Here is a 25,461-nt window from a genome sequence, read left to right on the forward strand (position 1 = left end):
TGCCGGACGCGACCGGGATGCAGCGGGGGAGGAAGAGGATGCTCGGCTTTGTCGTGCGCCGTCTGCGCGGGCGACTGCCGTTGGCCACCGCCGTCCTACTCACGGTGTTGATCACCACGGCGGTGCTCACCGCACTGGTGGCGTTCAACCGCACCGTGGGGGAGGCGGGGCTTCGACAGTCGCTCCAGGTGTCGGGCCAGGCCCGGAGCACCGTCCTGGTGAAGGCCGAGCACGGCCAGGACAAGCGGGCCGCGGACGACGCGGCGGTGGCCGGCTACGCCGAGCGGCTCTTCGGCGGCCTGCCCGTGCACGGTGAGAGTCTGGCCCGCAGCCGCTCCTACGGGCTCCCGGCCGCCGCGGCCGCCACCGCGCCCACGCCCTCGCCCGCTGCCGGCGGCGCGCCTGCCACCGCGCCCGCTCCCGGCGGCGCCCAGGCGGCGGGGAAGCAGACCGATCTCACCCTGCTCGCCACGCTCGCCCGCGACCGGGTCACCCTGGTGGCGGGGTCGTGGCCGGCGGCGGCAGCGGCCGGCGCGGGGCCGGTGCAGGTGGCTGTCCCGCAGGCGGCGCTGGTGCGGCTGGGCCTGACCGCCGGGGCGCTGCCGGCCGAGGTCCGGTTGGACGACCGCCTGGGCGGTGCGCCGCTCACCGTCCGCGTCACGGGCGTCTACCGTGCCACCGATCTCGCGGACCCGTACTGGCGGTTGGACCCGGTGGGCGGTCGCGAGATCCTGGTCGGCGGGTTCGCCACCTATGGGCCGCTGCTGGTCGACGACAGTGCCTTCACCGCCGCCGGCGTTCCGCAGAACGGCCGGAGCTGGCTGCTCGGCGCGGACTTCTCCACCGTCCGGGCTTCCGAGGCCGCCGCCCTCCGGGGCCGGGCCGCCGGCCTCGCCGATGAGCTGGGCAGGACGGCCGGCCTTCAGGTCGCGACCGAACTTCCGCTGCTTCTGCAGGAGTTGGATTCCAGTGCGCTGGTCGCCCGGTCCACCCTGCTGATCGGTGCGTGGCAACTGGTGGTGCTCGCCGCCGCGGTGCTGCTGCTGGTGGTGCACCTGATGGCGGCCCGGCAGGTGGGGGAGAACGCCCTGCTCGCGGCGCGAGGTGCCTCGGGGGTGCGGCTGGGGGCGTTCACGGCGGCGGAGTCGTTGCTGCTGGCGCTGCCGGCGGCGGTGCTGGCGCCCTTGCTGGTACCGGTGCTGCTGCGGGTGCTGGCGCGCTTCGGGTCGTTGTCCCGGGTACCGCTGGACACCGGGCTGACCTGGACGCTGTGGCCGGTCGCGGGTCTGTGCGCGCTGGCCTGTGTGGTGCTGACGGCGGCTCCGGCGGTGTTCCGCGGCGCCGGTGGGGCGGTGCTGCGCCGGGCGGGCCGGCGACAGGCGCTGGTGGCGGGAGCGGTCCGCTCGGGCGCCGACCTCGCGGTGGTGGCGCTGGCGGTGCTGGCCTACTTCCAGCTGTCGCGGTACAGCGGTGGGCTGTCGGCCGATGCCGACGGCGAGCTGGGCCTGGACCCGGTGCTGGTGGCGGCTCCGACCCTGCTGCTGTGCGCGGGGACGCTGCTGGTGCTGCGGCTGCTGCCGTTCGCCGCCCGGCTCGGCGGCAGGGCGGCGGCGCGGGGCCGGGGTCTGGTGCCGGCCCTGGCGGGTTGGCAGCTGGCGCGTCGGCCCGGGCGCGCCGCGGGGCCGGTGCTGTTGCTGGTGCTCGCGGTGTCGACGGGGGTGCTGGCGTTGGGCCAGCACGCCAGCTGGTCCGGTTCGCAGCGTGATCAGGCGGACTTCGTGTCGGCGGGCGGCCTGCGGATCTTCGGGTCGGCGACGGCGTCGATGGGTCAGGGCGGCCGGTACGGGGCGCTGCCGGGCGGCGAGCGCGTGGTTCCGGTGGTGCGGCAGGAGAACTCGCTGCCGGGCGGTGCGACGGGTCAGCTGCTGGCGCTGGACGCCGCCGGGTTCGCGGACCGGGTGCCGGTGCGGGCGGACCTGCTGGGCGGGCAGAGCGCGCGGGAGGTGTTCGCGCCCTTGGCCGAGCCGGCGCCGACCGGCCTCCAGGCCGGGCTGCCGCTGCCCGGCAACCCCCAGCGCGTCGACGTCCACCTCACCAACGCGCCGGCCGGGGAGGCCGATGCGCACCCGGACGTCTGGCTGGTGCTGCGCGACCGGTTCGGGAGTACGTTCCGCGCTCCGCTGGCGGGCGTCCCCAACCAGGGCGACGCCGTGGCCACCGCCGATCTCGCGGCGCTCACCGACGCACCGGTCGGCTCCGCCGCCGCGCCGCTCACGCTGGCCGGAATGGTCGTCGTGTTCGGTTCGGACCGCACTCCCGCGCTCACCGGCGACCTGACCGTCCACCGGATCGGTGTCTCCGACACCGCGACCGGCCCGGCCGGTCCCGTCGCCGCGCCGGCCGGTCCGGCCTGGAGCACGGTCACCGTCGCGGGCAAGGACGCGTCCGCGTCCACCGTCGTGCCCGCCGGGGCGGGAGAGCAGCGGTTGCTCAAGATCCACTACCAGAAGGGGCGCGGCGGCGTCGACAGTCTCCAGGCCGTCGTCGCCCCCGCCGGCACCACGGCCCCGGACCATGTCTCCGGGGTCGCCACCCGCCCCTATCTGAACGCCGTCGGCGCGGCGGTCGGCGACACCGTCCAGGTGCCGTTCGCCGGCACCACCCTGCAGGTCAGGATCACCGGCGCGGTCGAGTCGCTGCCCGTGGTCGGGGACACCGCGATCACGATCGACCTCGCCACCACCGGCCGGCTGCTCGCGGCCGCCGGCCGGCAGCTGCCGGCCGCCTCCGAGTGGTGGCTGCCCGCCGCGGGCCCGGGAGACACCGTGCCCGCCGAGGCCGCGGCCAAGCTGCGGGCCGAACCGGGTGGCCAGCGACTGCTGCTGCGCGACGAGGTGGCGGCGGACCTGCTCGCGGACCCGATCGGCTCCGCACCGCAGAACGCGCTCGCCGCGATCGCCGTGGTCAGCGCCGTGCTGGCGGCGATCGGCTTCGCCGCCGCGTCGGCGGCCTCGGCCCGCGAACGCGCGGGGGAGTTCACCGTGCTGCTCGCGCTCGGCACCCCTCGGCGGTGGCTGCGCCGGACGGTCGCCGCCGAACAGGGCCTGCTGGTCGCGCTGGGCAGCGCCGTCGGACTGGCTCTCGGCGCCGTGACCGTCCACCTGGTGGTGCCGCTGGTGGTGCTCACCCCGGCCGCCCGCCGGCCGGTGCCCGAGGTGCTGGTCGACCTGCCGTTCGGCCCGGCCCTGCTGCTCGCGGCCGCGATCACCGTCGTCGCCCTGCTGTCGGCCTCCCTCAGTGGGCGCCGCCGTCGAAACGTGGCCGCCCGGCTGCGGCATGTGGAGGAGATGTGACCACCCAGGCCGGCACCGGCACGCCCAGCCCCACGGACACCACGGCCGGGTTGCGCCCCGCGCCCTGGGTGCGGACCAGGCTGCGGACGGCACCGCTGGCCGCCGCGCTCATGGCGGCGCTGGCCTTCGTCACCGTCCTCCTCGCCGCCGCCTTCCCCCGCGCCGTCGACCGGGGGACGGACGCCGCGCTGCGCGAGTTCCTGCACGACCGCGGCCCGTCCTGGACCAGTCTGCAGGCCACCGGGCGCCACCAGAACGACCCCGCCGACCTCGACCGGGTGGCGGCGAAGCTCACCTCCTACCCGAACGAGACCTTCCGGCTCGCGGCGAGCGGTCCGGTGTACGGCACGCGCGGCAACAAGGCGCGTCCGATGCTGAATCCCGGGTACACCCGTCTCGACGACGACGCGCCGCCCCTGCTCGACCTGCTCTACGTGCAGGGCCTCACCGACCGTGCCGCCCTGGTGGCCGGCCGGTGGCCCGGCGCGGGCGGCGGCGGCGGACCGGTCCCGATCGCGGTCAGCAGGAGCGCCGCCGACACCATCGGCATCCACCTCGGCGACGTCGTCGACGCCGGCTCCTCGACGGCCGGCGACCCGGTGCGGGCCGAGGTGGTCGGCCTCTACAGCGCCGCCGACCCGAAGGACCCGTACTGGGCCGACCTGCCCTGCCCCGAGCGGGCCTGTCTGGAGGCCGCCACCAAGCGCGCATGGCGCACCGGCGGTGTGGTCGCCACCGGCACGACGGACCTGATCGCCCCGTGGGGAGGGGGCGCGACGGACTTCTGGCGACTGCCCGTCGACACCGGCGCCCTGCGCGCCGACCAGCTGGACCGGACCAGGGAGGAGATCTCCTCCTACGTGGCGGGCTCCACCGGGACCCGCCTCACCACGCTGACCGGCCGAGAGGACCTGCGGGTCGCCTCGGAGCTGCCGGAGCTGTTCGGGCAGGCGGTGGCGCGGCGGGACGCGGCGGCGCCGTTGGCGGCGGTCGGTCCGGCGGGGTTGGCCGGGGTGGCGGTGGTGGTGCTCTGTCTGGCCGCGGGGCTGGCGGGCGACCGGCGGGTCGGCGAGCTGCGGTTGCTGCAGGCACGGGGCGGGTCGCGGGGCGGGGTGGTGCGGCGGCTGCTCGGTGAGGGCGCGGTGACCGTGGTGCCGGCCGCGGTGGTGGCGACCGCCCTGATGTGGTGGTTGTTGCCGACGCCGCGGTGGTGGGGGTCCGTGGTGGTGGCGCTGGCGGTGTCGCTGCTGGCACTGCTGGGCTTTCCGGTCCGGGCGGCCCTGCTGTGGTCGGTGCCGCGTGCCCCGGGTGCGCGGCGCCGGCTGGTCGGGGAGCTCGTGGTCGTGGCGGTGACGGTGGCGGCGGTGCTGGAGGTCCGGCGCCGCGGGGTGGTGCCGCCGGGGGGCGGGCTGGATCCGATGCTGGTGGCGGCGCCGCTGTTGCTGGCGTTGACGGGTGGTCTGGCGCTGGCGCGGCTGCAGCCGGTGCTGGTCGGCGTGTTGGCGCGGGTGGTCGGCCGGGGTTCGGGAGTCGTGGGGTTCCTGGGGTTGGCCCGGGCCGCGCGCGGGGCGGGCGGGCGGCCGCGCCCGTCGGTGCTGCCGCTGTTGGCGTTGATGCTGGCGGTGACGACGGCGGGCTTCGGCGCCACCGTGCTGGACGCCGTCGACCGTGGTCGGGCGCATGCCGCCCTGAGCGCGGTCGGTGGTGACGCGGTCGTCGGGGCACCGACCGGTGCGGTGCTGCCGCCCGGCTTCATCGCGGCGGCCGGCGCCCTGCCCGGGGTGAGGACGGCCACCCCCGTCTGGTGGGAGAGCGAGGTGTTCCTGCTCGGCGCGGACAGCGGCCCGACCCGGGTCAGCGCGCTGGTGGTGGACCCGCGGGCGTATGCCGAGCTGTCCCGGACGGTGGGGCGCGGCGCGTTCGACCCGGCCGTCCTGGCGGGCGACGACGGCGGGACCGACACCCCCGTGCCGGCGCTGTTCAGCACCGAGGTCGCCAAGAAGATCGGTGGCGGAAGCTACCGCCTGCGGATGCCCAACGGGTGGGAGCTGCTGGCGAAGTCGGCCGGTACCCTCGACGGCACCCCGGCGCTGGAGAGTTCCACCCGACGCTTCGTCGTGCTGGCCGGCCCTTCGACCGCGCGGCTGCCCGACCTCAAGCGCGCCAACCTCTGGGTCGCCACCGGTGACATCGACGAGCGGCAGCTGAAGGGGCTGATGCGCGAGCTGGCACCGGCGCGGCGCGGCGGCGGCGCGCCGTCGACCGTCGCCCCGGCGGCCCAGGCGTCGGCCGAGGCCGAGGCCGACGCGCTGCCGGCCGGGTACCTGCTCCGCACCAGTGCGGCCCGGGCCGCCGAGCTGGCCAACGATCCGCTGCAGCACTCGGCCGGCCGGCTGTTCTGGGCCGCGGTGATCGGCGCCGCCGGGTTCGCCCTGCTCGCCGTCCTGCTGACGCTGCTCCGGGCGGCTCCGGAGCGGGCGGCGATGCTGGCGCGCCTGCGCACGATGGGGCTGCGGCCCCGGCAGGGGCTGGCGTTGATCGTGGTCGAGACCCTGCCGCAGACCCTGGTCGCGGCCGTCGGCGGGGGAGTGGTGGCGCTGGCCGCGGTCGCGCTGCTGGGGCCGGCGATCGACCTGTCGGCCTTGGTCGGCGCCCCCGTTCCGGCCGGGCTGGAGCCGGCGCTGCTGCCGGTGCTGTTCCAGGTCCTCGGCCTGGCGGCGCTGGTCACGACCGGAGTGCTGGCCGAGGCACTGATCTCCGGCCGGCGCCAGATCAGCACCGAACTGCGGGTGGGGGACCAGCGATGACCGACGCCCGGTCGGCCGGGCCGGCTCGGTCAGCCCGGCCCGCCCGGCCACCGGCCGACGGCGGGGCAGCCGGCCGGACGGTCGGCAAGGGAACCGACTCGCGGCAATCGCGACCAGGAGCGCGCCCAGGCGCGGCGGCGACAGGAGATCAGTGGTGAGCAGTGTGTCCGAGGGCGGGGCGGTCGTCGAGGTCCCGACGCTCGACGAGTTGCGGCAGCGGGCGCTGGCGGCCGCGGCGCCGCGGGTGGCCGCGGGGGACGCGGCGATCGTCTGCGAGCGGTTGGTGCGGATCTTCAGCGCCGAGGGCGTGGAGGTACAGGCGCTGCAGGGGCTGGAGTTGACGATCCGTCAGGGTGACCTGGTGGCTCTGGTGGGCGCGTCCGGCAGCGGCAAGTCGACGCTGCTGACGATTCTGGCCGGGCTGGACGTACCGACCGCCGGGACGGCCACCGTCGCCGGCTGCGACCTGCTGGAGATGTCGGCCCGGGAGCGGCTGCGCTACCGCCGCGAGGTGGTGGGCTTCATCTGGCAGCAGACCGCCCGCAACCTCCTCCCCTTCCTGACCGCCGCCGAGAACATCGCCCTGCCGATGCAGCTGCGCGGCCGCTCCGGTGGTGCGGCGCGCGCCAAGCGGCAGTCGGCCCGGGTGGCGGAGCTCCTGGAGGCGATGGACCTGGGCGACCTCGCCCACCGGCGGCCCGCGGAGCTCTCCGGCGGCCAGCAGCAGCGGGTGGCCATCGCGGTGGGCATGGCCAACAACCCGCCCGTCCTGCTCGCCGACGAGCCGACCGGTGAACTCGACTCCGAGACCGCGGCCGGGATCTTCGAGGCCTTCCGGACCGTCAACCGGGAGCTGGGCGCGACCGTCGTGATCGTCACCCACGACCCCATGGTCGCCACCGAGGTCCGCCGCACCGTCGCCATCCGCGACGGCCGCACCAGCAGCGAGGTGCTGCGCCGGACGGTGACGGACGAGCACGGCGAGGAGTCCGTGAACGAGCGCGAGTACGTGATGCTCGACCGGACCGGGCGGGTGCAGCTGCCGGTGAAGTTCCTGGAGGCCCTGGGGATGGAGCACCGGGTCGCCGTCGACCTGGGCGCCGACCACATCGCCGTCCGCCCGGACGACATCGCCGGTCACTGACGGACGGGGCCGGACCGCTGCTCGGCCCCACGGCACCGGGGCCGGGCGGCGGTGGGATACTGAACCGGACGTTCCGGGGTGAGAGGTGCCGCATGAGCAGCCGAGTGAGAGTGCTGAGGAAGCAGAACCGGCTGAGCCTGGAGGCGCTGGCGGCGCGGGTCGGGGTGACCAAGAGCTACCTCTCCAAAGTGGAGCGGGGGCTCAGTGATCCCTCCATCTCGACCGCCCTCAAGCTGGCGCACGCGCTGAACGTCGATGTCGGCCGGCTGTTCTCCGAGGACGTGGAGCCCGAGCTGGTCACGGTGGTCCTGGCCGGTGAGCGGACGCCGATGGCCGGCGGCGCCGGCCGCGGCGCCCCGCACTACGAGGGCATCGCGACCGGCCTCAGCGGCAAGCGGATGGTGCCGTTCATGATGTACCCGCCGGTCGAACCGGGTGATTCGCCCTTCAAGTCCCACGCGGGTGAGGAGTTCTTCTTCGTCCATGCCGGGACGGTCGAGCTGGAGTTCCCCGAGCGGACGGTCGAGCTCGCGCCGGGGGACAGCGTGTACTTCAACTCGGCGCTGCCGCACCGCTGCCGGAGCACCGGCCCGGAGCCGGCCGCGATCCTCGTGGTGATCCACGACGACCCGGCCGGCCCGTCGGACCGGGTGCCCAGCCTGCCCTGACGGCGGGTCAGTCCAGGGACTCGAGCAGTTCGGCCAGGTGGCGCGTGCGCGCGTCGTCCAGGGGCAGCAGCGGCCGGCGCGGCTGCCCGACGTCCAGGCCGCGCAGGGCCAGTCCGGCCTTGATCGTGCTGGGCAGGCCGCCCCGGAGGATGAACTGCAGGACGGGCAGCTGGCGGTAGAAGGCCTGGCGGGCGGCGTCCAGGTCGCCGACCCGTACCGCCCGGTGCAGTTCCAGGACCGCCCCGGGTATCAGGCACGGCGCGGCGGTGCACCAGCCGGCCGCGCCGGCGGCGAACGCCTCCAGTGCCAGCGGGTTGCTGCCGTTGAAGAACGGCAGCTCGCCACCGGTCAGTTGGGTGAGGCGGTGCATCCGCTGCACATCACCGCTGCTCTCCTTCACCATGGTGATGTTCTCGACCCGTTCGACCAGCTCGACCATCAGCTCGGGGGAGAGGTCGACACCGCTGGTGGCGGGGTTGTTGTAGATCATCACGGGGATGGAGACCGCGCCCGCGACCTCGGTGAAGTGGCGGGTGATCTCGCGCTCGTCCAGCTTCCAGTACGACAGCGGCAGGACCATCACCGCGTCGGCGCCCACCTGTTCGGCGAACCGGGCCCGGCGGACGGCGTTGCGGGTGGTGAGGTCGGCGATGCCGACCACGGTGGGCACCCGCCCGGCCACCGCCGCCACCGAGGCCTCGGCGGCGGTGAACCACTCCTGGTCGTCCAGGTAGGCGCTCTCCCCGGTCGAGCCGAGCGGTGCCACGGCGTGGCAGCCGGCGTCGACCAGGCGGTCGATCAGGGTGGTGAGGCGGGCGGTGTCGAGACCGCCGTCGGCGGGGGAGAACGGGGTCACCGGGTAGGCGATGATCCCCTCCAGGGTCGGACCGGCCATGTCAGGAACCGCCTTCCGGGGCGAAGGTGTCGAGCGCGTCGCCGTGGCCGGCCCGCAGGGCGCGGCGGGCGTAGTAGCCGAAGGAGGCCTGGCCGCGCTTGGGGGTGGAGATCCAGTCGTGCGCCTCACGGGCCAGGAGGTCGGGGATCTCCCGGATCCGGCCGGCGGCCGAGGCCAGCAACTGGAGTTCGGCGGCCCGCTCGAACAGCACGGCGAGGACGCAGGACTCCTCGACGGTGCCGGTGGCCACCAGTTGCCCGTGGTGGGCCAGGAGCAGTGCGCGCTTGTCGCCGAGCGCGGCGGTGATGATCTCGCCCTCCTCGTTGCCGACCGGGATGCCGGGCCAGGTCTCCAGGAACGCGCAGTCGTCGTAGAGCGGGCAGAGGTCCATGTGCGAGACGACCAGGGGCTTCTCCAGCATCGACAGCGCGGAGATGTGCAGCGGGTGGGTGTGGATGATGCAGGTGACGTCCGGGCGGGCCCGGTACACCCAACTGTGGAAGCGGTTGGCGGGGTTGGCCATCCCCTCGCCCGCCAGCACGTTGAGGTCCTCGTCCACCAGCAGCAGGTTGGACTCGGTGATCTCGTCGAAGCCCAGGCCCAGCCGCTGGGTGTAGTAGGTGCCGGGCTGTTCGGCGCGGGCGGTGATCTGGCCGGCCAGCCCGGAGTCGTGGCCGGCGTCGAACAGGATCCGGCAGGTGAGCGCGAGCTTCTGCCTGATCGTCCAGTCGTTGTCGGGGATGGCGGTCAGCATTCTCCGGTGGGCGAGGTCCACCAGGTCCGCCTTGGCGGCGGCGAGGGTCTCTGCCATGGCCGTGCTTCTCCTTCGTTCGGGAACGCCCGGGCGCGGCGCGGCCGTCGGGCCGGCGCCGGCGCCGTGTCACCCGCCGGGGAACCGCGGGATGGACACGTCGTTCACCATAGGACACCTTGTGTCCTTGCGTCGACATCGCCCGGTGGTGAGACGGCCGGGTGCCTCGCGCGCCCCGGTCCGCCGTGCCGTTCCCGCCCGGGCGTCCGGCCCGCCCCGGGGTCAGAGGCCGCCGCCGCACCCCCCGCAGCCCCCGCAGCCGCCCCCGCAACCCGAGCCGCCCCCGCAGCCGGAGGACCCCCCGCACCCCGAGCCGCCGCAGGCGGACGCCCCGCACCCGTGGCCCGCGCCCGAATCGCCGCCGCCGCTCCCGCACCAGCCGCCGGCGCCCGCACCGCCGTCGCCGGACTGCCGGCCGGTGCCGGACGCGGCCTGGGCCCGCACCGCCTCCTCCTGCGTCGAGGCGGTGAGCAGCGCGGTCTGGAGTGCCGGATCCGCCACCGACAGCGCGCCGTTGACCGCCACCGCGCCGAGGAGTGTCAGCCCTGCCACGGACACCACCTCCGTGGCGATGTGCGGCCGCACCTTCGGCGTCGAGCGGACGGTCGTCCTGCGGATCTGGTAGAGCTCGCGGCGCACCCAGACCGGGACCCGGTCCCGCCCGGGGCCGACCAGCCGGACGAGCAGCGCCATGGCCGCGGCGGCCGCGATCACGATCAGCAGCACCCACCAGGTCGGCCGGTGCGCGGAGCCGTCGATCAGGGCGACCGCCCCGGCGACGCCGAGCACCAGGGCGGGAGCCAGGGGTGCGGCCAGCACCACCTGCCGGGTCCGGGCGTAGCGGCGCCGCAGCGAGCGGCCGATCAGCAGCCGGTCCGCCTCCAGCCGGTCGCCGATGCCCTGGACGGCGGCGCTGCGCGCGACCGCCGCCCGCAGGGTGGTGAGCTCGGCGCCGCGCAGCGGGCCGACGGCCGTGATCAGCGCCTGCTCGACCGGGTCGGCCGCCGCGGTCCCGTCAGCGGTTCCGCCGGCTCCGGCGTCCGTCAGGGTGACCCGGCCCGCCCGGGAGACCACGAGCCGCCCCTGACCCTCCATCGTGACCAGGACGGTGTCCACCACTCGGCCCGGACCGCCGGCCAGGAAGGCCACGTCGAGCAGCGACAGATCGCGGCGCAGGATGTCTGCCCGGTCGACGGCGTGGTCCCTCGCCAGCGCGCCCCCGAGGCCGATGGCCCAGGCCGCCAGCGTCAGCCCGGCCGCGATCCAGACGTACCTGTCACACCACACCCGCCGGCCCCCCTGCCGCGGCGCCCCGCGCGCCCGTTATGTGAGGGTCTCGTCACCAGCCCTTCCCCGCAAGGGCTTTGGGGGTGTGTGGCAGTGTTCAGCGGTCGCCGCCCGGGCGCCGGATCAGCCCGCTGCGCTCGGCGTCCGCGCGCAGGTCCCGTTGCGGGTCCTCCCGGCTGCCGCGGTCGCCCCGGGCGGCGGCGGTGCAGAGGGCGAAGACGAGCAGGGCGCTGGCCGCCGCGGCGAGGATGCCGAGCGCGGTCAGGACGCGGAGCCAGGTCACGACAGGTGCCTCCGGAGGGCGGTGCGACGGGAGTTGTGCCGGGGATATCGGCAGGACGCCCCGCAGGGTCGAGTGTCCACGGGCGGTTCCGTGGTGCGCCCGCCGTGGGTGTGGTCGCGTGCGCGGGCGGTCGAAGCATTGGCGGCGCGCGGGGGCTCGCCGACCTGCGCCCCTGGTACGTCCGTGCGCCTCTTTCGGACGGCCGCTGCCGGCACTCCCGGCGCACCCGCTCCCGGCGCGGCTCGTCCGCCCGCTCGGTGGCGCCGCCCGCCCGCTCGGTGGCACCGTCCGCCCGTTCCCGTCCGTCCGGCTGTTCCGGCGTCCGAACCGAACTGACCGCCCATCACCTCATCGTGTCGTCCGGGGAACGGGCCAGGGGCGGAACGGACGGGGGACCGCGCGCTCCGGCAGGCGGTCGGTGTTGTTATCGTTCCAGGTCGAGCACCGACGGGGATGAGTGAGCACCATGGACAGGCCGACCACGACGGGCGGGCGGACCGCGGTACGGCAGGGGGCGCAGACGGGGATGGAACCGCGAGGCCTGGTCGACCTCAGGGGCGCGGCCGGCGCGGCCTTCACCGTCCACTACCCGCCGGACGCCGTCGTGGTGATCTCCGGACTCCCCGGCAGCGGCAAGAGCACCCTGTTGCGCCGCTGGTCCCGGACCCGGGCGGCCGCCACCGTCGACCCCCGGGCCGTCCACGAGGCCTGTGCGGCGGTGATGCCGGCCGCCCTGCCGTACGCGGTCTACCGGCCGTGGGCCCGGGTGGAGCACTTCCGCCTGCTGCGCGCCTCCGTCCGCCGGGGCGGTCCGCTGCTGGTGCACGACTGCGGCAGCCGGGCCTGGATGCGCCGCTGGCTGTCCGGCGCGGCCGCCCGCCGGGGGCGCGAACTGCACCTCGTCCTGCTGGACGTCGGCGCCGCCACCGCCCTCGCCGGCCAGCGGGAGCGCGGCCGCTGGGCCCCGCGCCGCGCCTTCGCGCGCCACCGCACGGGCCTCGACCGGCTGCTCGCGGCGTTCACCCGGCATGCCCGGGGCGAGGCCCCGACGCCCACCCCGGAGGCCGCCTCGGTCCTGCTGCTCGACCGGGTGTCCCGGGAGCGCGCCGCCGCCGTCCACTTCGGCCCCTAGGCGACCGGGCGGGGGCGGTTCCGGAGGTCGGCGGCGCGGCCGGGCCGACGGCCGGAGCACCGCGCCAGGCGGGTCGTGGTGCCCGGTGGGGCGGCAGGGGAGACTGGGGAGGAAGAGCAGCAGCTGATCCGTTCTCAGGGAGTGTCCCGCATGGCCCGCAGTACCACCGTCGAGAGCCCGTGGTTCCGCCGTTTCCGCCCCGCCGACGCGGCGCCCGCCCGGGTCGTCTGCTTTCCGCACGCGGGCGGGTCGGCGAGCTACTTCGTCGACTACGCCGCCGCCCTGGCGCCGTACGCCGACGTGCTGGCCGTGCAGTACCCCGGCCGGCAGGACAGGTTCGGCGAGCCCGGGATCGACTCGGTCGGGGTGCTCGCGGACCGGGTGTACGAGGTGCTGCTGCCCTGGGCGGACCGGCCGCTGACCTTCTTCGGGCACAGCATGGGCGCGGCCGTCTGCTTCGAGGTCGCCCGCCGCTTCGACCGCGACGGCGTGGCCGGGCCGGACCACCTGTTCGTCTCCGGCAGCCGCGCGCCCTCCTGGCCCCGGGATTCGGCCGTGTACCGGCTCCCCGACGACGGGCTGCTCGCCGAGGTGTCCGAGCTCGGTGGAACCGACGAACGGCTCCTGGCCGACCCGGAGTTGCGGGCCGTCATCCTGCCGGCGCTGCGCAGTGACTACACCGCGATCGAGACGTACCGGTCCGCGCCGGACGCCGTCGTCCCGCAGCCGATCACCGCGCTGACCGGGGACGTGGACGCGCGCACCACCCTGGAGCAGGCCGGTGACTGGGCCCGGCACACCAGCGCCGCCTTCGAGCTGAAGGTCTTCCCGGGGGGCCACTTCTACCTGGCCGAACAGCGGGACGCGGTGCTGGAGGTGGTGGCCGCGCACCTCAGGGGGTGAGCGGCCGACCGGCCCGGAGGCGGCAGCGCGTGCCGCCGTCTCCCGGCCGGGCCGCGCGCCCGGTGGCGGCCCCTTCGGGGCGGGCGGACACCGGTCCGGAGTACGGGCGCGGCCGGCGCGACATCAAAAGTTGACACGGTTGTGACAAGTCGTCATGCGTAAAGCCTTCCCCAAGTGCTCACTGATCTGGCATGTTGCGTTCAAACTCCGTGCGAACCCCTCACGCACGGGCCGATCGGAGGACACACGTGTCACCCCTGATATCCCGGCGGCTCGGTCGCCCGGCCGCCGCGTTCGCCGTTCTCTCGGCGCTGGCGCTGGCCGCCCCCGCCGTGACGGCCGCCGCCGCCCCCACCACGGCCGCCACCCCCGCCGCCGCCGAGGCGCCCGCCGCCGCCGGCGTGCCGACCGCCGTCGCGGCGCCCGCTGCCGCCACCGCCCCGCAGGTGGCCGCCGGTTGGGCGGCCGGGACCCGCGCCTACCTGGTGATCAGCGCGCCCGCCGACATCGCCGCCGCCAAGAGCGCCGTCACCGCCAACGGCGGCACGGTCTTCGCCGCGTACGACGCGATCGGCGTGACCGTCGCCCACTCCACCTCGGCCGGCTTCGCGGCCGCGCTGCGCGGGGTGGCCGGGATCCAGCAGGTCGGCGCGACCCGCACCTCGGACGTGCCGGCCGACGCGTACAACCCCGCGCTGCCCGCCAACCCCGCCCAGTCGGCCACCACCCTCACCGAGTCGAACCGCTGGGACATGACCCAGATCAAGGCCGACCAGGCGTGGGCCGTCACCACCGGCTCGCCCACCGTCAAGGTCGGCGTCCTCGACACCGGTGTGGACGACCAGCACCAGGACCTCGCGCCGAACTTCGACGCCGCCGACTCGGCCTCCTGCGCCTACGGCAAGGCCGACACCCGCACCGGCGCCTGGCGGGACGTGGACACCCACGGCACCCACGTGGCGGGCACCATAGCGGCGGCCAAGAACGGCAAGGGTGTCATCGGTGTCGCCCCCGGTGTGAAGATCGCCTCGGTCCGGATAGCCGAGCCGACCAGTACCCTCTTCTACGCCGAGAACACCGTGTGCGGCTTCGTCTGGGCCGGCGACCACGGCTTCAAGGTGACCAACAACAGCTACTACACCGACCCGTGGCAGTTCAACTGCCCGGACAACGTCGACCAGGCGGCCATCATCGAGGGCGTCCGGCGCGCCCAGGAGTACGCCGAGGGCAAGGGCTCGCTCCAGGTCGCCGCGGCCGGCAACTCGAACTACGACCTGGCCAACAAGACGACCGACAGCGAGAGCCCCAACGACTCGACCGCGGTCACCCGGACGATCACCAACGCCTGCCTCGACATCCCGACCGAACTCCCCGGTGTGGTGACCGTCGCCGCGATGGGCAGTGGCAGCGTCAAGGCCTCCTACTCCAACTTCGGCAAGGGCGTCATCGACGTCGCGGCGCCCGGTGGCGACGGCGCCAACGGCGTCTACTCGACCCTGCCCGGCGGCAAGTACGGCACCAAGAGCGGGACGTCGATGGCCTCCCCGCACGTCACCGGTGTGGCCGCGCTGCTCGTGAGCGCCGACCCGACGCTCACCCCGGCCGGCCTCCGGGCCCGCCTCGCCACTCAGGCCAATGACGTGGCCTGCCCCGGCTCGGACAGCCGCTGCACCGGCACCACCGCCACCAACGCCTTCTTCGGTGAGGGCCAGGTCGACGCGCTGAAGGCGGTCAACGGCACCACCACACCGCCCACCGGAAAGTACTTCGAGAACCTGACGGACGCGGCGATCACCGACAACGCCACCGTGGACAGCCCGATCGCCGTCACCGGCGTCACCGGCAACGCCCCCGCCACCCTGAAGGTCGGCGTGGACATCAAGCACACCTACCGCGGTGACCTGGTGATCTCGCTGGTCGCCCCCGACGGCACGGTCTACCTGCTGGAGGACTTCGCGAACAGCGACAGCGCCGACAACGTCGCCAAGACCTACACCGTGAACGCCTCCGCGAGCGCGGCCAACGGCACCTGGAAGCTCCGGGTCAAGGACGGCGCCTCGGGCGACACCGGCACGATCGACGCCTGGAACCTCACCTTCTGATCCCGCCCCGCACCGACGGGCCCTGCCGCACCGACGACCCGTGCTCCGTCGCCCACCGGGCGGCGGAGCACGGGCGCGCGACCCTCCCCAGGCGGGGATTCAAGCATCGACCCTGCCCGCAATCACAGAGCGTCACGGCGCGGGGTGGTGCCCGCGCCGGGGTGGGGCGTGAGGACGGCGGCGCTGACGACTCGGTGCCAGCCGCTCAGCGTGCGGGCCTGGTCGGCGGCCCGGTCGGAGAGGCGGTCCAGGTCCGCCTGGTCAAGGCGCGGATCGGTGTCGGCGATCGTGCGCAGTGCCCCCCACAGCGCGGCTTTTCCCTCCACGCCGGCGCGCAGCGCCTCCAGTTCGATCAGGTCGCTGAGCGGGGCGCGGCGCACGACGGTCCCGTTGGGCTTGAGGCGGCCGAGGCGTTCACCGGCGAGGCCGAGCCAGGTCCGGTAATGCCGTACGGGCACACCCAGGCGGTTCATGATCCGGACGAGGGCGTTGCGGTCCTGTTCGATGTCGCGGGCCAGACGTCGCAGGTCCCCCGCGCGGCGGCTGTCAGGATGGGCGCGGGCCATGCGGGCGGCAAGCGCTGCGCCGCCGAACGCGCCGGTCAGGTGATCGTTCAGGTAGATGTGCAGGGGCTCGGCCAGGAGCTGGGGAGACACTACGGCTCCTCCCAATGAGGCCGGTCGTGGGGGTGCCCAGCAGGTGAGCGGAGGGTCCCCCGGCCGGCGGGGTAGGTTGACCAGCGGCCGCTGCCCGGCAGGCGCCTTGGACGCAACGCGGTAGGGGAGTCCCGGGCTGCGTGCCCGGGACCCGATGAATGGCCTGACCGACGGCATGAGCCGCGCCAGGCTTCTACCCGGAGCCGGCTCGGCAAACCCTGATCACCCGCCGACTGGACGGCGGTTTCCAGTGGACGGCCGGCCCGACGCCGACGTGGAAGATCCACGTCGGGGCCGCCTCGGACCCGGCTCGCCAGGAAGAGCCATGACCACTGCGTGGTGGGGGCCCGTCCATCCGATGCGGGGCGGTGTTGCGGATGAAGGAGTCGCCCATGACGGCCTTCCCGTGTTCCCCGTTTCGCCGGGCGCCCGGTCGGTTCGTCGGTGGTCGCACCATCGCGCATCCTCAGGACCGGTCGGTTCCGTCGCGGTCCTGCTCCGGCCCACCCTGCTCCGGCCCACCCTGCTCCGGTGTCTCCTCCGGCTCGCCGAAGGAGACGTCCACCCGCTCCTCGGGGCGGCGTTCCTCCTGCCGGGCGACGGACGCGAGGACCTCCTCGTCCGCCTCGGTGAGCGGGGGCTGGAGGATGCTGCGAGGCCAGAGCCGGTGGAAGAGCACCGCGTTCGTCTCGGCCGCGTACACGGTGATCTGGGCGGCGAGGTAGATCCACGAGAGCAGGCCGATCACGGTGGCGAAGAAGCCGTAGATCTGGCCGGCGTGGCGCAGCTCGTGCGTGACGAGCAGTGATCCGAAGGCCTGGAGGACGGTGAACAGTGGCCCGGCCAGTACACAGCCGGGCCATAGTGCCCTGGTGGGGATCGCCTTCGGGGTGAGCACCCGGAAGCAGGCCAGGCACAGGGTGGCGTTCAGTACGGCGGAGACGACCAGGCCTCCGACGCGGGCGGGTGTTCCGGCCAACGTGGAGCCGAGCAGCGCGCCCGCCGCGGTGGTCAGCAGCAGCCCGGCGGTGAGGACCGCGAACAGCAGCAGGCTGCGGCCCAGCCGGGGCCAGTACCCCGGCCGCCGCACCCCGGGGACGTTCCAGATCTCGGCCATCGCGTGCTGGAGTACCTGGGCGATGCCGAGCGCGCCGTACAGCAGCCCGAGCACGCCGATGACCAGCGCCAGCCCGCTGCCCTGCAGGGAGTGGATGTTCTGGCGCAGTTGGTCGCCGATGATCGGGAAGTCGGCGAGCGCGGAGTCGAGGACCGCCTGCTGGGCGCCGGGGTGGCCGTTCAGTACGAAGCCGAGCGCGGTGCTGAGCAGGAGCAGCAGCGGGATCAGGGCCACGAATCCGTAGTAGGTGATCAGCGCGGCGAGTAGTCCGCCGCGGTCGTCGCCGTACTTCTTGATGACCCCGACGACCAGGCCCGCGGCGCGTCGGCGCTGCTGCACACGGTCGACTGCGCGCAGGGTTCGTTCGATCGGGTTCACGTCGGTGCGTCTGCCCGCAGGCGCCAGGGCCACACACACCGGGGACGCCGGCCAGGCGCTCGGGCGTTGGCCGTGCCCGAAGCGCGGGGCACCCTCGTCGGTGTCAGCTACGGCGACGGCGCGGGAGGCGGGCACGATGGGACCGGCGGAACCGGCGGAACCGGCGGAACCGCACGGGATCGACGGTGCGCCGCGCGGCGCCCGCGAGCAGGGGTGCCGCTGCTCCGGTTCGGACTCGCTCCGCAGGGGAAGTGCGCCCCCTCAGGTCGTTCGGACCTGGGACGCTCGCGCATCGGCGCCTCGCCGAGCCCGGCGGGCCCGCCCGCGGCGGGGGCGGCCGAGGCCGTCCGCCCGGAAGGCGGGTCAGGTGAGTCGGGCGAGGTGCGGCCCGCTCACACGACGGCGCAGCGCGGGCAGCAGGTGTTCGGTCTGCTCGGCGTCCCGCTGCTGCATCGCGTAGAGGACGCCGCTGGTGAACGCGTGATCCTCGCCCACCCCCGGGCGGTCCAGCAGGGCCTGCCGGGCCACGACGGTGTCCTGGTGTCCGCCGAGCACGCGCTGGAGCCGTTTCATCCGCTTCTCGAACTTCCGGGCGCGCTTCGGGGCGGCGGGGCGGGCCGCCTCGGCGGCGTAGCGGGCCCGCTTGGCCGCCTTGCGGGCGTCGTGCAGTGCGGCGTCGCGCGCGGGCCCGGTGTCGAGTCCGAGGGCCGTGTCGAGCCGTTTCAGGGTCCGCCGCTGTTCTTGGCGCAGCGTTCGGGACAGCCGCCTGCGCGGCTTGTTCCGGTCGGCTCGTGCGGTCAGTGGGGGATCGGCGGCGAATGCCTCCAGCTCGTTCAGGAGGCTGTGGTAGCGCACGCTGCCGAGGTCGCGGATCACCTGTTCCCAGGCCTGCCGGTACGCGCGGGCGTAGTACGCCGAGACGTCACCGCGCGAGGAGCCGCGCCGAAGCCGGTCGGGCAGCGCGTCCAGGGCGCTGACCAGGTGCTCTCCCAGTACCTCCTGGTCCCGTGCGGTGCCGAGCGAGCGTCCGAGCCAGCGGATCTCGGTGGCCAGCGCGTCGGCGCGGCCGTGGTCGAAGAGCCGGCGGTGTGCCTTGAGGGTGCTCCGCAACCGCCGGGCTGTGACGCGCATCCGGTGCACCGAGTCCGGTTCGTCGAGGCGGACGCCCGGATCGAGGGTGAGCAGCTCGTCCACCAGCTCCCTGATCCGCCCGGTTACCGACCCGCCCGGCGTACCCCTTCGCAGCGGTGCGCGCCCGCGGGTCGGCTTCGGGGCGCCCTGGAGTGCGCGGGCCAGCTTGGACGGGTAGCCGGCGCGCCCCAGACCGGCTGCGGTGAGCGCCTGCTCGACACTGTCGAGCAGCGCGGTGTCGCCGTCTTCGAGCTCGATCTCGACCTCGGTCCAGCTGGTGTCCCGCGCGTGGGTGCCGTGGGGAGCGGTGTCTCCGGACGGGCCGAGGGCCGGGGCGGGGCCGAGGATCCGGGCCTCCACCTGGTCCTCCGCCAGCTCTGCCAGCGGCTTTCCCCGCTGGTCGAGCAGGAGCTCGCGCCGACGGTGCGTCCGAAGGCGGACCACGGGCACCAGTGCGTCGCCTCGCAGGAAGACCGCGACGCGCGCGGCCAGTGCCGCGGGTGCCCCGTCCGGGGTGCCGGCCTCCAGTGGCGCGTGGATCTCCTCGCGGCTGTCCGTGTCGGTCGGCAGTTTGAGATGCCAGCCCGGATCCCGGCCGCCGGTGCGGCGCCGCAGGGTGATCTGCCTGCTCAGCAGATCCAGGTCGGCGGTGTCGTAGTAGACGGCGTCCAGGTCCTGCGGATCGCGGGGCACGACCTTCGCGACGCCCGGCAGTTCGAGCGACGGCAATGCCGCTGTGCCGTCGAACTTGCGTTCCGTTTCCAGGTGCTTCGCGCTCATGTCCCGCGCCTTCCCGCCCGGGCCGCGGTCACGCGCAGCGGCGCTGGAAAATCCGGTGACCCGGCCGTCCCCGGGCGGAGTCGCGAGCCGGCCACGGGCGGACGAACCGTCGGTCGTCAGGACTACCCGCACCCAGGTGATCACGAATCGACACCGCGGAGCAGGCCGGGGGATCCGGGGTCCTGGCGAGCCGGGTGTGTGGACCGGAAGTGGAACCCGGCAGGTGCTCAGTCGTCTCCTCCTGGCCGCGTCGGGCGTGCCTCGACCGGTCAGGCTTTGGCGAACACCGTCACCAGTACGTCGTTGAAGGTGGGCAGGTCGTCCGGCTTGCGGCTGCTCACCAGGGCATTGGGGCCGTCGGTGCAGACCTGGACCTGCTCGTCGGCCCACCGGGCGCCGGCGTTCACGAGGTCGGTGCGCAGGCTCGGCCAGGAGGTGAGGCTGCGTCCGCGGACCACGTCGGCCTCGATCAGTGTCCACGGGGCGTGGCAGATGGCGGCCACCGGCTTCCCGGTGTCGAAGAAGGCCCTGACGAAACCCACCGCGTCCGCGTCCGTCCTGAGGGCGTCCGGATCGGCGACGCCGCCGGGGAGGACGAGGGCGTCGTAGTCTTCTGCCGAGGCCTCGCCCACCACCGCGTCGACGGCGAAGGTGTCGCCGCGGTCGAGGTGGTTGAACGCCTGGACCCTGCCACCGCGGGTGGACACCGGGCGCGGCGTACCGCCCGCCTCCACGACGGCCTGCCAGGGACTGGTGAGTTCGACCTGCTCGGCACCCTCGGGTGCGACCAGGAACGCAACGGTCTTTCCCCGCAAGGTGACCATGGCGAACTCCTCTCGTCTCAGGGGGATGTCTCGGGGGAGAGGGGTGGCTCCGGCATGCGCTTGTTCATGTACGGGGCACCGGCCCCCCGCGGGAACAGCCGGAACGGCTTCTCAACCGGGGGTGATCCGGCCGCGCCAGCCGCCGTTCTCCACACCGCGTTCCTCGATGAAGGACTTGAAGCGCTTCAGGTCGCCCTTCACCCTGCGATCGACCATGCCCATGGCGTCGGCGGCCTTCTCGGCCACGCCCTCGGGCTGGAAGTCCATGGCCAGACGCACGGTGGTGTGCCGGTCGTCCAGGCGCGTGAAGGTCACCACTCCCATCTGCTGGACGTCGCCGCCCACGGTGCGCCAGGCGATCTTCTCGTCCGGCAACTGGTCGACGATCTCGGTGTCGAACTCGCGGGTCACGCCGGCAATACTGGTCTTCCAGTGGTTGTGGCGCTCGTCGAGCTGCGTGACCTCCTCGACGCCCTCCATGAAGCGGGGGAAGTCCGTGAACTGCGTCCACTGGTCGTAGGCGGTGTGCAGCGGGACGTCCACGTCGACGGATTCCTGCACCATGCTCATCGCCGAACCTCCAAACGTGTCGGTGACCGGTCCACCGGTGCGCCTGCCCACGGCACCGAAATCGACGCACTCATCCTGCGGCGCCTTTTCCACCGGACCGTCCGGAGTGCCGTTCTCCGGTCCTCGCCGCCCAGACCCGGTGCCGCGTGCCGCGGTTCCGGCTCCTCGCGGGGCCGACGTGCTCCGTGCCGTTCCCTCAGCGGGTCGGACGTCGCCCCGTGCGGCGGAGACGCACAGCGCCGAACAGTGCCGCGCACACGAGGACGAGCACGCCGATGACGAGCAGATGGAACAGGCCCCCTGCCGTCGCGCCGATGATTCCGAACACCATGGCCATCAGAACCAGGAAGAGCAGCCATGCCAAGGCGGTCCACCTCCCAGGAGTCGTCGGCGGGCGGGCTGAGGCGCTCCCGCCGGCGCCCGGCGCCTACCCAGTGGCCGGCGCGCGAACACGACGGGTCGTCCCCCGGCCGCGCCGACCGTCGGCGCGTTGCGGATGATCCGGCCGGTCCGCCGCTACGCCGTCCGGCTCAGCCCGGGCCGCACGGGTGCGGTGGCGCGGGCAGCGTTGTCCCCATGGGAACCTTCAGCGCACGGATCCGGGGGGCCGCGGCCGCGTGAGCGATGCGCCCGACGCCGACTACACGGTGTCCGCCGAGTTCTACGACCTCCTGCAGGCCGAGACCGACCGTCGCCGCGCGAAGCGGCGCTTCGCCGAAGCGGCCGCTCGTGCCCGGCACGGGGTCCTCGACATCGGCGCGGGCACCGGGGTCGTCACCGAGGTCCTGCTCGCCGCCTGCACCGCCCCCGTCCACGCCGTCGAGCCGGCGGCGGCGATGCGCGCCGCGCTCGCGTCCCGCGTCGCCGCCCTGGGCGCCGACCAACGTGCCAGGCTCACCCTCCATCCCGAACCCGTCGAAGCGGCAGGCCTGGTGGAGGTGGCGGACCTGGCCGTGGCCTCGAACGTCATCGCCTGCCTGGAGCCTGCCACCCGACGTGCCACGTGGCAGGCCGTCAGCCGCGCGCTCCTTCCCGGTGGGCTGCTGCTGTTCGACCCGCCACCCACCGGGCTGCCGGCCGGGCGCGAGCCGGTGGGGCGGCTCGGGCCGGTCAGGGTCGGTCCCGACATCTACACCGCCGAGGTCACCCGGGAGCCCGACCGGGGGTTCGTGCGCACCGTCTTCACCTACCGCGTCGAACGGGATGGCCGCCCGGTGCGTGAGGAGCGGGAGACGTTCACGATGTGGCCGGCCTCAGCATCGCAGATCGCCGCGGAACTCGGGGACCAGGGCCTGCAGATCGTGCAGGCTCCCAGCGCCGACCTCCTGGCCGCGCGCCGCCCCGCACACTGAAGGTCTTCGCCACCCGTTCTCCGAGGCGTTGAGCGCCCTTCGCGGAGGCGGATGCGGTTCAGCGTTGGAGGGCAGGCAGGACCAACTCCCGGTACGCGTCGAAGAACATCTCCTGATCCGGGCCGATCTGCCCGACGTACACCTCGTCGAAGCCGGCCCGCGCGTAGGCGCGCACCGTCTTCAGATGCTTCTCCACCTCGTCGCCGCAGGTCACCGCGTCGGCGACCGTGTCGCGGGTGACCAGCTCGCCGGCCTGCTCGACGTGGGCCCGGGTCGGCAGGATCTGTGCCGGCTCACCGGGCAGCGGCTCGGTGGGCCACAGGCGGTGCACGACGTCGACGGCCTTCTCGCGGTTGCCGCGCCAGCACACCTTCACCCCGCCCACCACCTTCGTGCCCGCGCCACCGCCGTCGCGGAAGGCACCCACCAGGTCGGCGTCGGGGCTCATGGTGACGAACCCGTCCCCGATCCGCCCGGCCAGTTCGGCGGCCTTCGGCCCGAACCCCGACACGAGCACCGGCAACGGTCCTCGGGGCGCGCTACCAGGACGAACCGATGTTCGACGCGCAGGCTCTCCGGAGTCGGAGCACGGCGTCAGGCCGGTGCGCCCAGGGCGTCGAGGGCGGCAGGGGCGCCGAGGGCATCGAGGGCGTCGAGGGCGAAGCCGGCGACGAGGCCGGACAGCCGCTGCCAGTGGTCGACGATGAAGAAGTGGCCGCCGTCGAGCACCTCCAGCCGGAAGGCGCCGGTGGTGTGCGCGGCCCAGGCGGCCGCGTCCTCGACGCCGGTCCAGCGGTCGGCGTCGCCGGTCAGCGCCAGCAGCGGGGCGGTCAGCACGGCGTCGGCGGGGCAGGTCCAGCGTTCCACGGCGGTGTAGTCGCCGCGCAGGGCCGGGAGGATCATCCGGACGAGTTCCTCGTCGGCGAGCAGGCTGCTGTGGGTGGCGCTCAGCTCGCGCAGTTCGGCGATCAGGCCGGCGTCGTCGCGCAGGTGGACGGTGTCCTCCCGGTGCACGGACGGGGCCCGGCGGCCCGAGACGACCACGGCGAGCGGGGCCCGGCCGGCCGCCTCCAGCCGGCGGGCCACCTCGAAGGCGAGCAGCGCGCCCATGCTGTGGCCGTAGAGGGCGAGCGGGCGGTCGTCGGAGGGGAGGGCCCGGTGGATCCGGTCGGCGTACTCGGTGAGGTCCTCGATCCGCGGCTCGGTGCGGCGGTCCTGGCGCCCCGGGTACTGGACGGTCAGCACGTCGAAGCGTGCGGCCAGCGCGGTCGCGAACGGGCGGAAGAAGCTCGCGGATCCGCCGGCGTGCGGGAGCAGGACCAGCCTGGGGGCGTCGGCCGGCGCCGGGTGGAACCGGCGCATCCAGCGGGCGTCGCCGGTGCCGGGGTCGGTCACGGCCATGGGGGCGTCCTCGGTGGTGAGTGGTCGGGTGACGGTCGCTCGGGTGGCGACCGGGTGCCGGGCGGCCCCTGCTCGGCGCGGGGCCGCCCGGAGGGGGGTCAGACCCTCGGTCCGGCGGGTGACTGGAGCAGGGCCGCCAGCACCTTGGGCAGGTCGTCGGCCGAGGCGGCCGTCCGGGCGCGCCAGGCCACGTGCCCGTCCGGGCGGACCAGGACGCCACCGTCCGCGTCGACCTCGCGCTGCCGCTCCCACGCCCCGTACGGGTCGCGCAGGCCCTCGGCCGCGCCGATCGTGCGGACGGTGACGGGCACCCCGGTGAGCCGGGCGGCCTCCCGCGCCGCGTCGTGCCAGCGGTCCCCGCCGCGACCGGTGAGCAGGACGAAGCGGCCCCGGCCGACCACGTCCAGGGTGGAGCGGCGGCGTCCGCCGTCCTCCAGCCAGGCGTGCGGCAGGCGCGCGCCCGGCCAGGTGGTGGCCCGGTAGTACAGCTCCTGGTCCCGGTCGTCGACCGGTTCGGCGGTGCCGTCGTCCACCCGGGCGCCGTCGCGGTAGCGGTAGCCGATCTCGACGCCGTGCGCGTTGACCTGGTAGTTGATCCGGTCGGTGGCGGCGGCCAGCGCGGCGCGCCGGGCGGCCGCCTCCTCGGTGTCGTCGGCGAGGCCGCGCAGCAGCTCCCACTGCTCGGCCGGGCTCTGCCCGGCGGCGAAGCCCAGCGCCGCCGGGATGCCGAGGAAGTCGAGCATGCTGCGCACCGCGCGGTCGACGATCTGCCCGCCGACCGGCAGCCGCTCGGCCTGGTAGGTGTCCAGCAGGGCGCCGGAGGCCGTCCCGTCGAGGACGAGCTTCAGCTTCCAGGCGAGGTTGAAGGAGTCCGCGACCGCCGAGTTCAGCCCGAGACCGTTGGTCGGCGGCATCTGGTGCACCGCGTCACCGACGCAGAACACCCGGCCGTTCCCGTAGCGGGGGGCGACGACCGCGTTGACCTCCCACGGTGAGACCTTCTTGATCCGGACCTCGACGGACGGGTCGCCGATGCTCTCCCGGATGTGCGCGAGGATCTCCTCGTGGTCGTCCGGGTCGAATTCCCCGCCGTGGTCGAGGAAGCGCAGGTAGACCCACTCGGTCCAGGGGCGGATGCTGACGAACACCCGGCCGTCCTCCGGCGGATTGCCGGGGACGGCGCCCATGTAGAGGATCGCGGGGCGGTCGGCGCAGTAGGCCGTGAGGTCCGCCTCGAACCAGACCGAGGCCACCTTGGCCAGCCCGGTGGCGCCCTCCACGGTGAGTCCGGCCTGCTCCATCACCCGGCTCTTGGCGCCGTCGGCGCCGATCACGTAGTCGGCCCGGACGGTGTACTCCAGGCCGGACTGCCGGTCGGCGATCACCGCGGTGACCCCGTCCTCGTCCTGCTCCAGGCTCAGGAACTCCTGGCCGAAGCGGAGTTCGCCGACCCCGGCCTGTCGGACCTGCTCGACCAGCAGCGGCTCCAGCCGGTGCTGCGCGAGGTTGCACATCGTGCTCGGGCTGGCCGCGAGGTAGTCGCCGATCCGGTCCGGGCCGTTGCCGTACGCGTCCAGCCGGCTCACCTCGGGGCCGGCGAAGGTCGACATGAAGACGTGGTTGGCCAGCAGCGGGCTCGGCGTCGCCTCGGCCAGCACCTCGCGCTCCACGCCGAGGTCGCGCAGGATCTCGCCGGTGCGCTGGTTCAGCAGGTGGGCGCGCGGGGTGTGCGCGGTGCCCGGGTACTTGCCGACCAGCAGGTGCGCCACGCCGTAGCGGGAGAGCGCCAGCGAGGCGGTGAGGCCGGCCGGGCCGGCGCCGACGATCAGTACCGGCACCCGGACGTCGGGGGTGGGGGTCGCCATGG

At 74.5% G+C, this 25,461-nt stretch carries 21 protein-coding genes; 8 read left to right on the forward strand and 13 right to left on the reverse strand.

Going from position 1 to position 25,461, the window contains the following annotated elements; translation table 11 throughout:
• Positions 1-38 precede the first annotated feature (38 nt).
• The 4 genes from ACIQTO_RS20220 to ACIQTO_RS20235 all read left to right on the forward strand — a co-directional run bounded on the left by ACIQTO_RS20220 (position 39) and on the right by ACIQTO_RS20235 (position 7,972).
• Entirely contained in the window at positions 39-3,353 is a 3,315-nt protein-coding gene (locus tag ACIQTO_RS20220) for an FtsX-like permease family protein (protein ID WP_402389619.1), read from the forward strand.
• Complete coding sequence (locus ACIQTO_RS20225; RefSeq protein WP_402389622.1) at positions 3,350-6,160, forward strand: hypothetical protein; 2,811 nt, start codon at positions 3,350-3,352, stop codon at positions 6,158-6,160. Before ACIQTO_RS20220 ends, ACIQTO_RS20225 begins: the two co-directional genes overlap by 4 nt.
• A 154-nt stretch (positions 6,161-6,314) precedes the next feature.
• Positions 6,315-7,304 carry an ABC transporter ATP-binding protein gene (locus ACIQTO_RS20230; protein WP_402389624.1) on the forward strand — a complete coding sequence of 330 codons (990 nt, stop codon included), beginning with the start codon at positions 6,315-6,317 and terminating at the stop codon, positions 7,302-7,304.
• 92 nt (positions 7,305-7,396) lie between these two features.
• Positions 7,397-7,972, forward strand: coding sequence for a helix-turn-helix domain-containing protein (locus tag ACIQTO_RS20235; RefSeq protein ID WP_402389627.1), 576 nt, complete (start codon positions 7,397-7,399; stop codon positions 7,970-7,972).
• Between the two features lie 7 nt (positions 7,973-7,979).
• Here the strand turns inward: ACIQTO_RS20235 and ACIQTO_RS20240 are convergent, their stop codons facing one another.
• The 4 genes from ACIQTO_RS20240 to ACIQTO_RS20255 all read right to left on the reverse strand — a co-directional run bounded on the left by ACIQTO_RS20240 (position 7,980) and on the right by ACIQTO_RS20255 (position 11,248).
• Positions 7,980-8,867 (reverse strand): dihydrodipicolinate synthase family protein, encoded by an 888-nt coding sequence (locus tag ACIQTO_RS20240; protein ID WP_402389629.1) that lies wholly within the window; start codon positions 8,865-8,867, stop codon positions 7,980-7,982.
• 1 nt (position 8,868) lies between these two features.
• Positions 8,869-9,678, reverse strand: a complete 810-nt coding sequence (locus ACIQTO_RS20245; protein WP_402389632.1) for an aldolase — start codon at positions 9,676-9,678, stop codon at positions 8,869-8,871.
• 222 nt (positions 9,679-9,900) lie between these two features.
• Complete coding sequence (locus tag ACIQTO_RS20250; protein ID WP_402389634.1) at positions 9,901-10,965, reverse strand: TIGR04222 domain-containing membrane protein; 1,065 nt, start codon at positions 10,963-10,965, stop codon at positions 9,901-9,903.
• A gap of 97 nt (positions 10,966-11,062) precedes the next feature.
• Positions 11,063-11,248 (reverse strand): hypothetical protein, encoded by a 186-nt coding sequence (locus tag ACIQTO_RS20255; protein WP_402389638.1) that lies wholly within the window; start codon positions 11,246-11,248, stop codon positions 11,063-11,065.
• A 466-nt stretch (positions 11,249-11,714) separates the two neighbouring features.
• On the opposite strand from ACIQTO_RS20255, the gene ACIQTO_RS20260 reads away from it, so the two are divergent.
• From ACIQTO_RS20260 to ACIQTO_RS20270, 3 genes are all read left to right on the forward strand, one after another.
• Positions 11,715-12,380 (forward strand): AAA family ATPase, encoded by a 666-nt coding sequence (locus ACIQTO_RS20260; protein ID WP_402389641.1) that lies wholly within the window; start codon positions 11,715-11,717, stop codon positions 12,378-12,380.
• 150 nt (positions 12,381-12,530) lie between these two features.
• A complete protein-coding gene (locus ACIQTO_RS20265) occupies positions 12,531-13,283 on the forward strand; it encodes a thioesterase II family protein (RefSeq protein WP_402389643.1) in 753 nt (250 codons plus the stop codon).
• Positions 13,284-13,531: 248 nt separating this feature from the next.
• Positions 13,532-15,385: a S8 family serine peptidase gene (locus tag ACIQTO_RS20270; RefSeq protein ID WP_402389645.1), complete on the forward strand. Its 1,854-nt coding sequence runs from the start codon at positions 13,532-13,534 to the stop codon at positions 15,383-15,385.
• A gap of 122 nt (positions 15,386-15,507) precedes the next feature.
• On the opposite strand, the gene ACIQTO_RS20275 is transcribed toward ACIQTO_RS20270, so the two are convergent.
• The 6 genes from ACIQTO_RS20275 to ACIQTO_RS20300 all read right to left on the reverse strand — a co-directional run bounded on the left by ACIQTO_RS20275 (position 15,508) and on the right by ACIQTO_RS20300 (position 21,205).
• Positions 15,508-16,041 carry a hypothetical protein gene (locus ACIQTO_RS20275; RefSeq protein ID WP_402389647.1) on the reverse strand — a complete coding sequence of 178 codons (534 nt, stop codon included), beginning with the start codon at positions 16,039-16,041 and terminating at the stop codon, positions 15,508-15,510.
• Positions 16,042-16,507: 466 nt separating this feature from the next.
• On the reverse strand, positions 16,508-17,497 hold the full coding sequence (locus ACIQTO_RS20280) for a YihY/virulence factor BrkB family protein (RefSeq protein WP_402389650.1): 990 nt from the start codon (positions 17,495-17,497) through the stop codon (positions 16,508-16,510).
• Between the two features lie 402 nt (positions 17,498-17,899).
• Positions 17,900-19,447 (reverse strand): CHAD domain-containing protein, encoded by a 1,548-nt coding sequence (locus ACIQTO_RS20285; RefSeq protein ID WP_402389653.1) that lies wholly within the window; start codon positions 19,445-19,447, stop codon positions 17,900-17,902.
• Positions 19,448-19,716: 269 nt separating this feature from the next.
• On the reverse strand, positions 19,717-20,271 hold the full coding sequence (locus ACIQTO_RS20290) for a type 1 glutamine amidotransferase domain-containing protein (RefSeq protein WP_402389655.1): 555 nt from the start codon (positions 20,269-20,271) through the stop codon (positions 19,717-19,719).
• Positions 20,272-20,382: 111 nt separating this feature from the next.
• On the reverse strand, positions 20,383-20,841 hold the full coding sequence (locus ACIQTO_RS20295) for an SRPBCC family protein (protein WP_402389657.1): 459 nt from the start codon (positions 20,839-20,841) through the stop codon (positions 20,383-20,385).
• Between the two features lie 196 nt (positions 20,842-21,037).
• Complete coding sequence (locus ACIQTO_RS20300; RefSeq protein ID WP_402389659.1) at positions 21,038-21,205, reverse strand: hypothetical protein; 168 nt, start codon at positions 21,203-21,205, stop codon at positions 21,038-21,040.
• Between the two features lie 253 nt (positions 21,206-21,458).
• Between ACIQTO_RS20300 and ACIQTO_RS20305 the strand changes: the two genes are divergently transcribed.
• Positions 21,459-22,193 carry a class I SAM-dependent methyltransferase gene (locus ACIQTO_RS20305; protein WP_402389662.1) on the forward strand — a complete coding sequence of 245 codons (735 nt, stop codon included), beginning with the start codon at positions 21,459-21,461 and terminating at the stop codon, positions 22,191-22,193.
• A gap of 58 nt (positions 22,194-22,251) precedes the next feature.
• Here the strand turns inward: ACIQTO_RS20305 and ACIQTO_RS20310 are convergent, their stop codons facing one another.
• The 3 genes from ACIQTO_RS20310 to ACIQTO_RS20320 form a co-directional block, all read right to left on the reverse strand.
• On the reverse strand, positions 22,252-22,887 hold the full coding sequence (locus ACIQTO_RS20310) for an LLM class flavin-dependent oxidoreductase (RefSeq protein WP_402389751.1): 636 nt from the start codon (positions 22,885-22,887) through the stop codon (positions 22,252-22,254).
• Positions 22,788-23,594: a thioesterase II family protein gene (locus ACIQTO_RS20315; RefSeq protein ID WP_402389663.1), complete on the reverse strand. Its 807-nt coding sequence runs from the start codon at positions 23,592-23,594 to the stop codon at positions 22,788-22,790. The genes ACIQTO_RS20310 and ACIQTO_RS20315 overlap by 100 nt, the downstream gene beginning before the upstream one ends.
• Positions 23,595-23,692: 98 nt before the next feature.
• Positions 23,693-25,459: an FAD-dependent monooxygenase gene (locus ACIQTO_RS20320; protein WP_402389665.1), complete on the reverse strand. Its 1,767-nt coding sequence runs from the start codon at positions 25,457-25,459 to the stop codon at positions 23,693-23,695.
• Between the last annotated feature and the right edge of the window lie 2 nt (positions 25,460-25,461).

Origin of the sequence: Kitasatospora sp. NPDC091207 (assembly GCF_044768625.1) — a bacterium.
In the GTDB taxonomy this organism is placed as follows: domain Bacteria; phylum Actinomycetota; class Actinomycetes; order Streptomycetales; family Streptomycetaceae; genus Kitasatospora.

Bases quoted from the DNA above. Each gene is read 5' to 3' on its own strand.
- ACIQTO_RS20220 (WP_402389619.1), top strand. From the start codon at position 39: ATGCTCGGCTTTGTCGTGCGCCGTCTGCGCGGGCGACTGCCGTTGGCC.
- ACIQTO_RS20235 (WP_402389627.1), top strand. From the start codon at position 7,397: ATGAGCAGCCGAGTGAGAGTGCTGAGGAAGCAGAACCGGCTGAGCCTG.
- ACIQTO_RS20240 (WP_402389629.1), bottom strand. From the start codon at position 8,867: ATGGCCGGTCCGACCCTGGAGGGGATCATCGCCTACCCGGTGACCCCG.
- ACIQTO_RS20245 (WP_402389632.1), bottom strand. From the start codon at position 9,678: ATGGCAGAGACCCTCGCCGCCGCCAAGGCGGACCTGGTGGACCTCGCC.
- ACIQTO_RS20260 (WP_402389641.1), top strand. From the start codon at position 11,715: ATGGACAGGCCGACCACGACGGGCGGGCGGACCGCGGTACGGCAGGGG.
- ACIQTO_RS20265 (WP_402389643.1), top strand. From the start codon at position 12,531: ATGGCCCGCAGTACCACCGTCGAGAGCCCGTGGTTCCGCCGTTTCCGC.
- ACIQTO_RS20285 (WP_402389653.1), bottom strand. From the start codon at position 19,447: ATGAGCGCGAAGCACCTGGAAACGGAACGCAAGTTCGACGGCACAGCG.
- ACIQTO_RS20290 (WP_402389655.1), bottom strand. From the start codon at position 20,271: ATGGTCACCTTGCGGGGAAAGACCGTTGCGTTCCTGGTCGCACCCGAG.
- ACIQTO_RS20295 (WP_402389657.1), bottom strand. From the start codon at position 20,841: ATGAGCATGGTGCAGGAATCCGTCGACGTGGACGTCCCGCTGCACACC.
- ACIQTO_RS20315 (WP_402389663.1), bottom strand. From the start codon at position 23,594: ATGGCCGTGACCGACCCCGGCACCGGCGACGCCCGCTGGATGCGCCGG.
- ACIQTO_RS20320 (WP_402389665.1), bottom strand. From the start codon at position 25,459: ATGGCGACCCCCACCCCCGACGTCCGGGTGCCGGTACTGATCGTCGGC.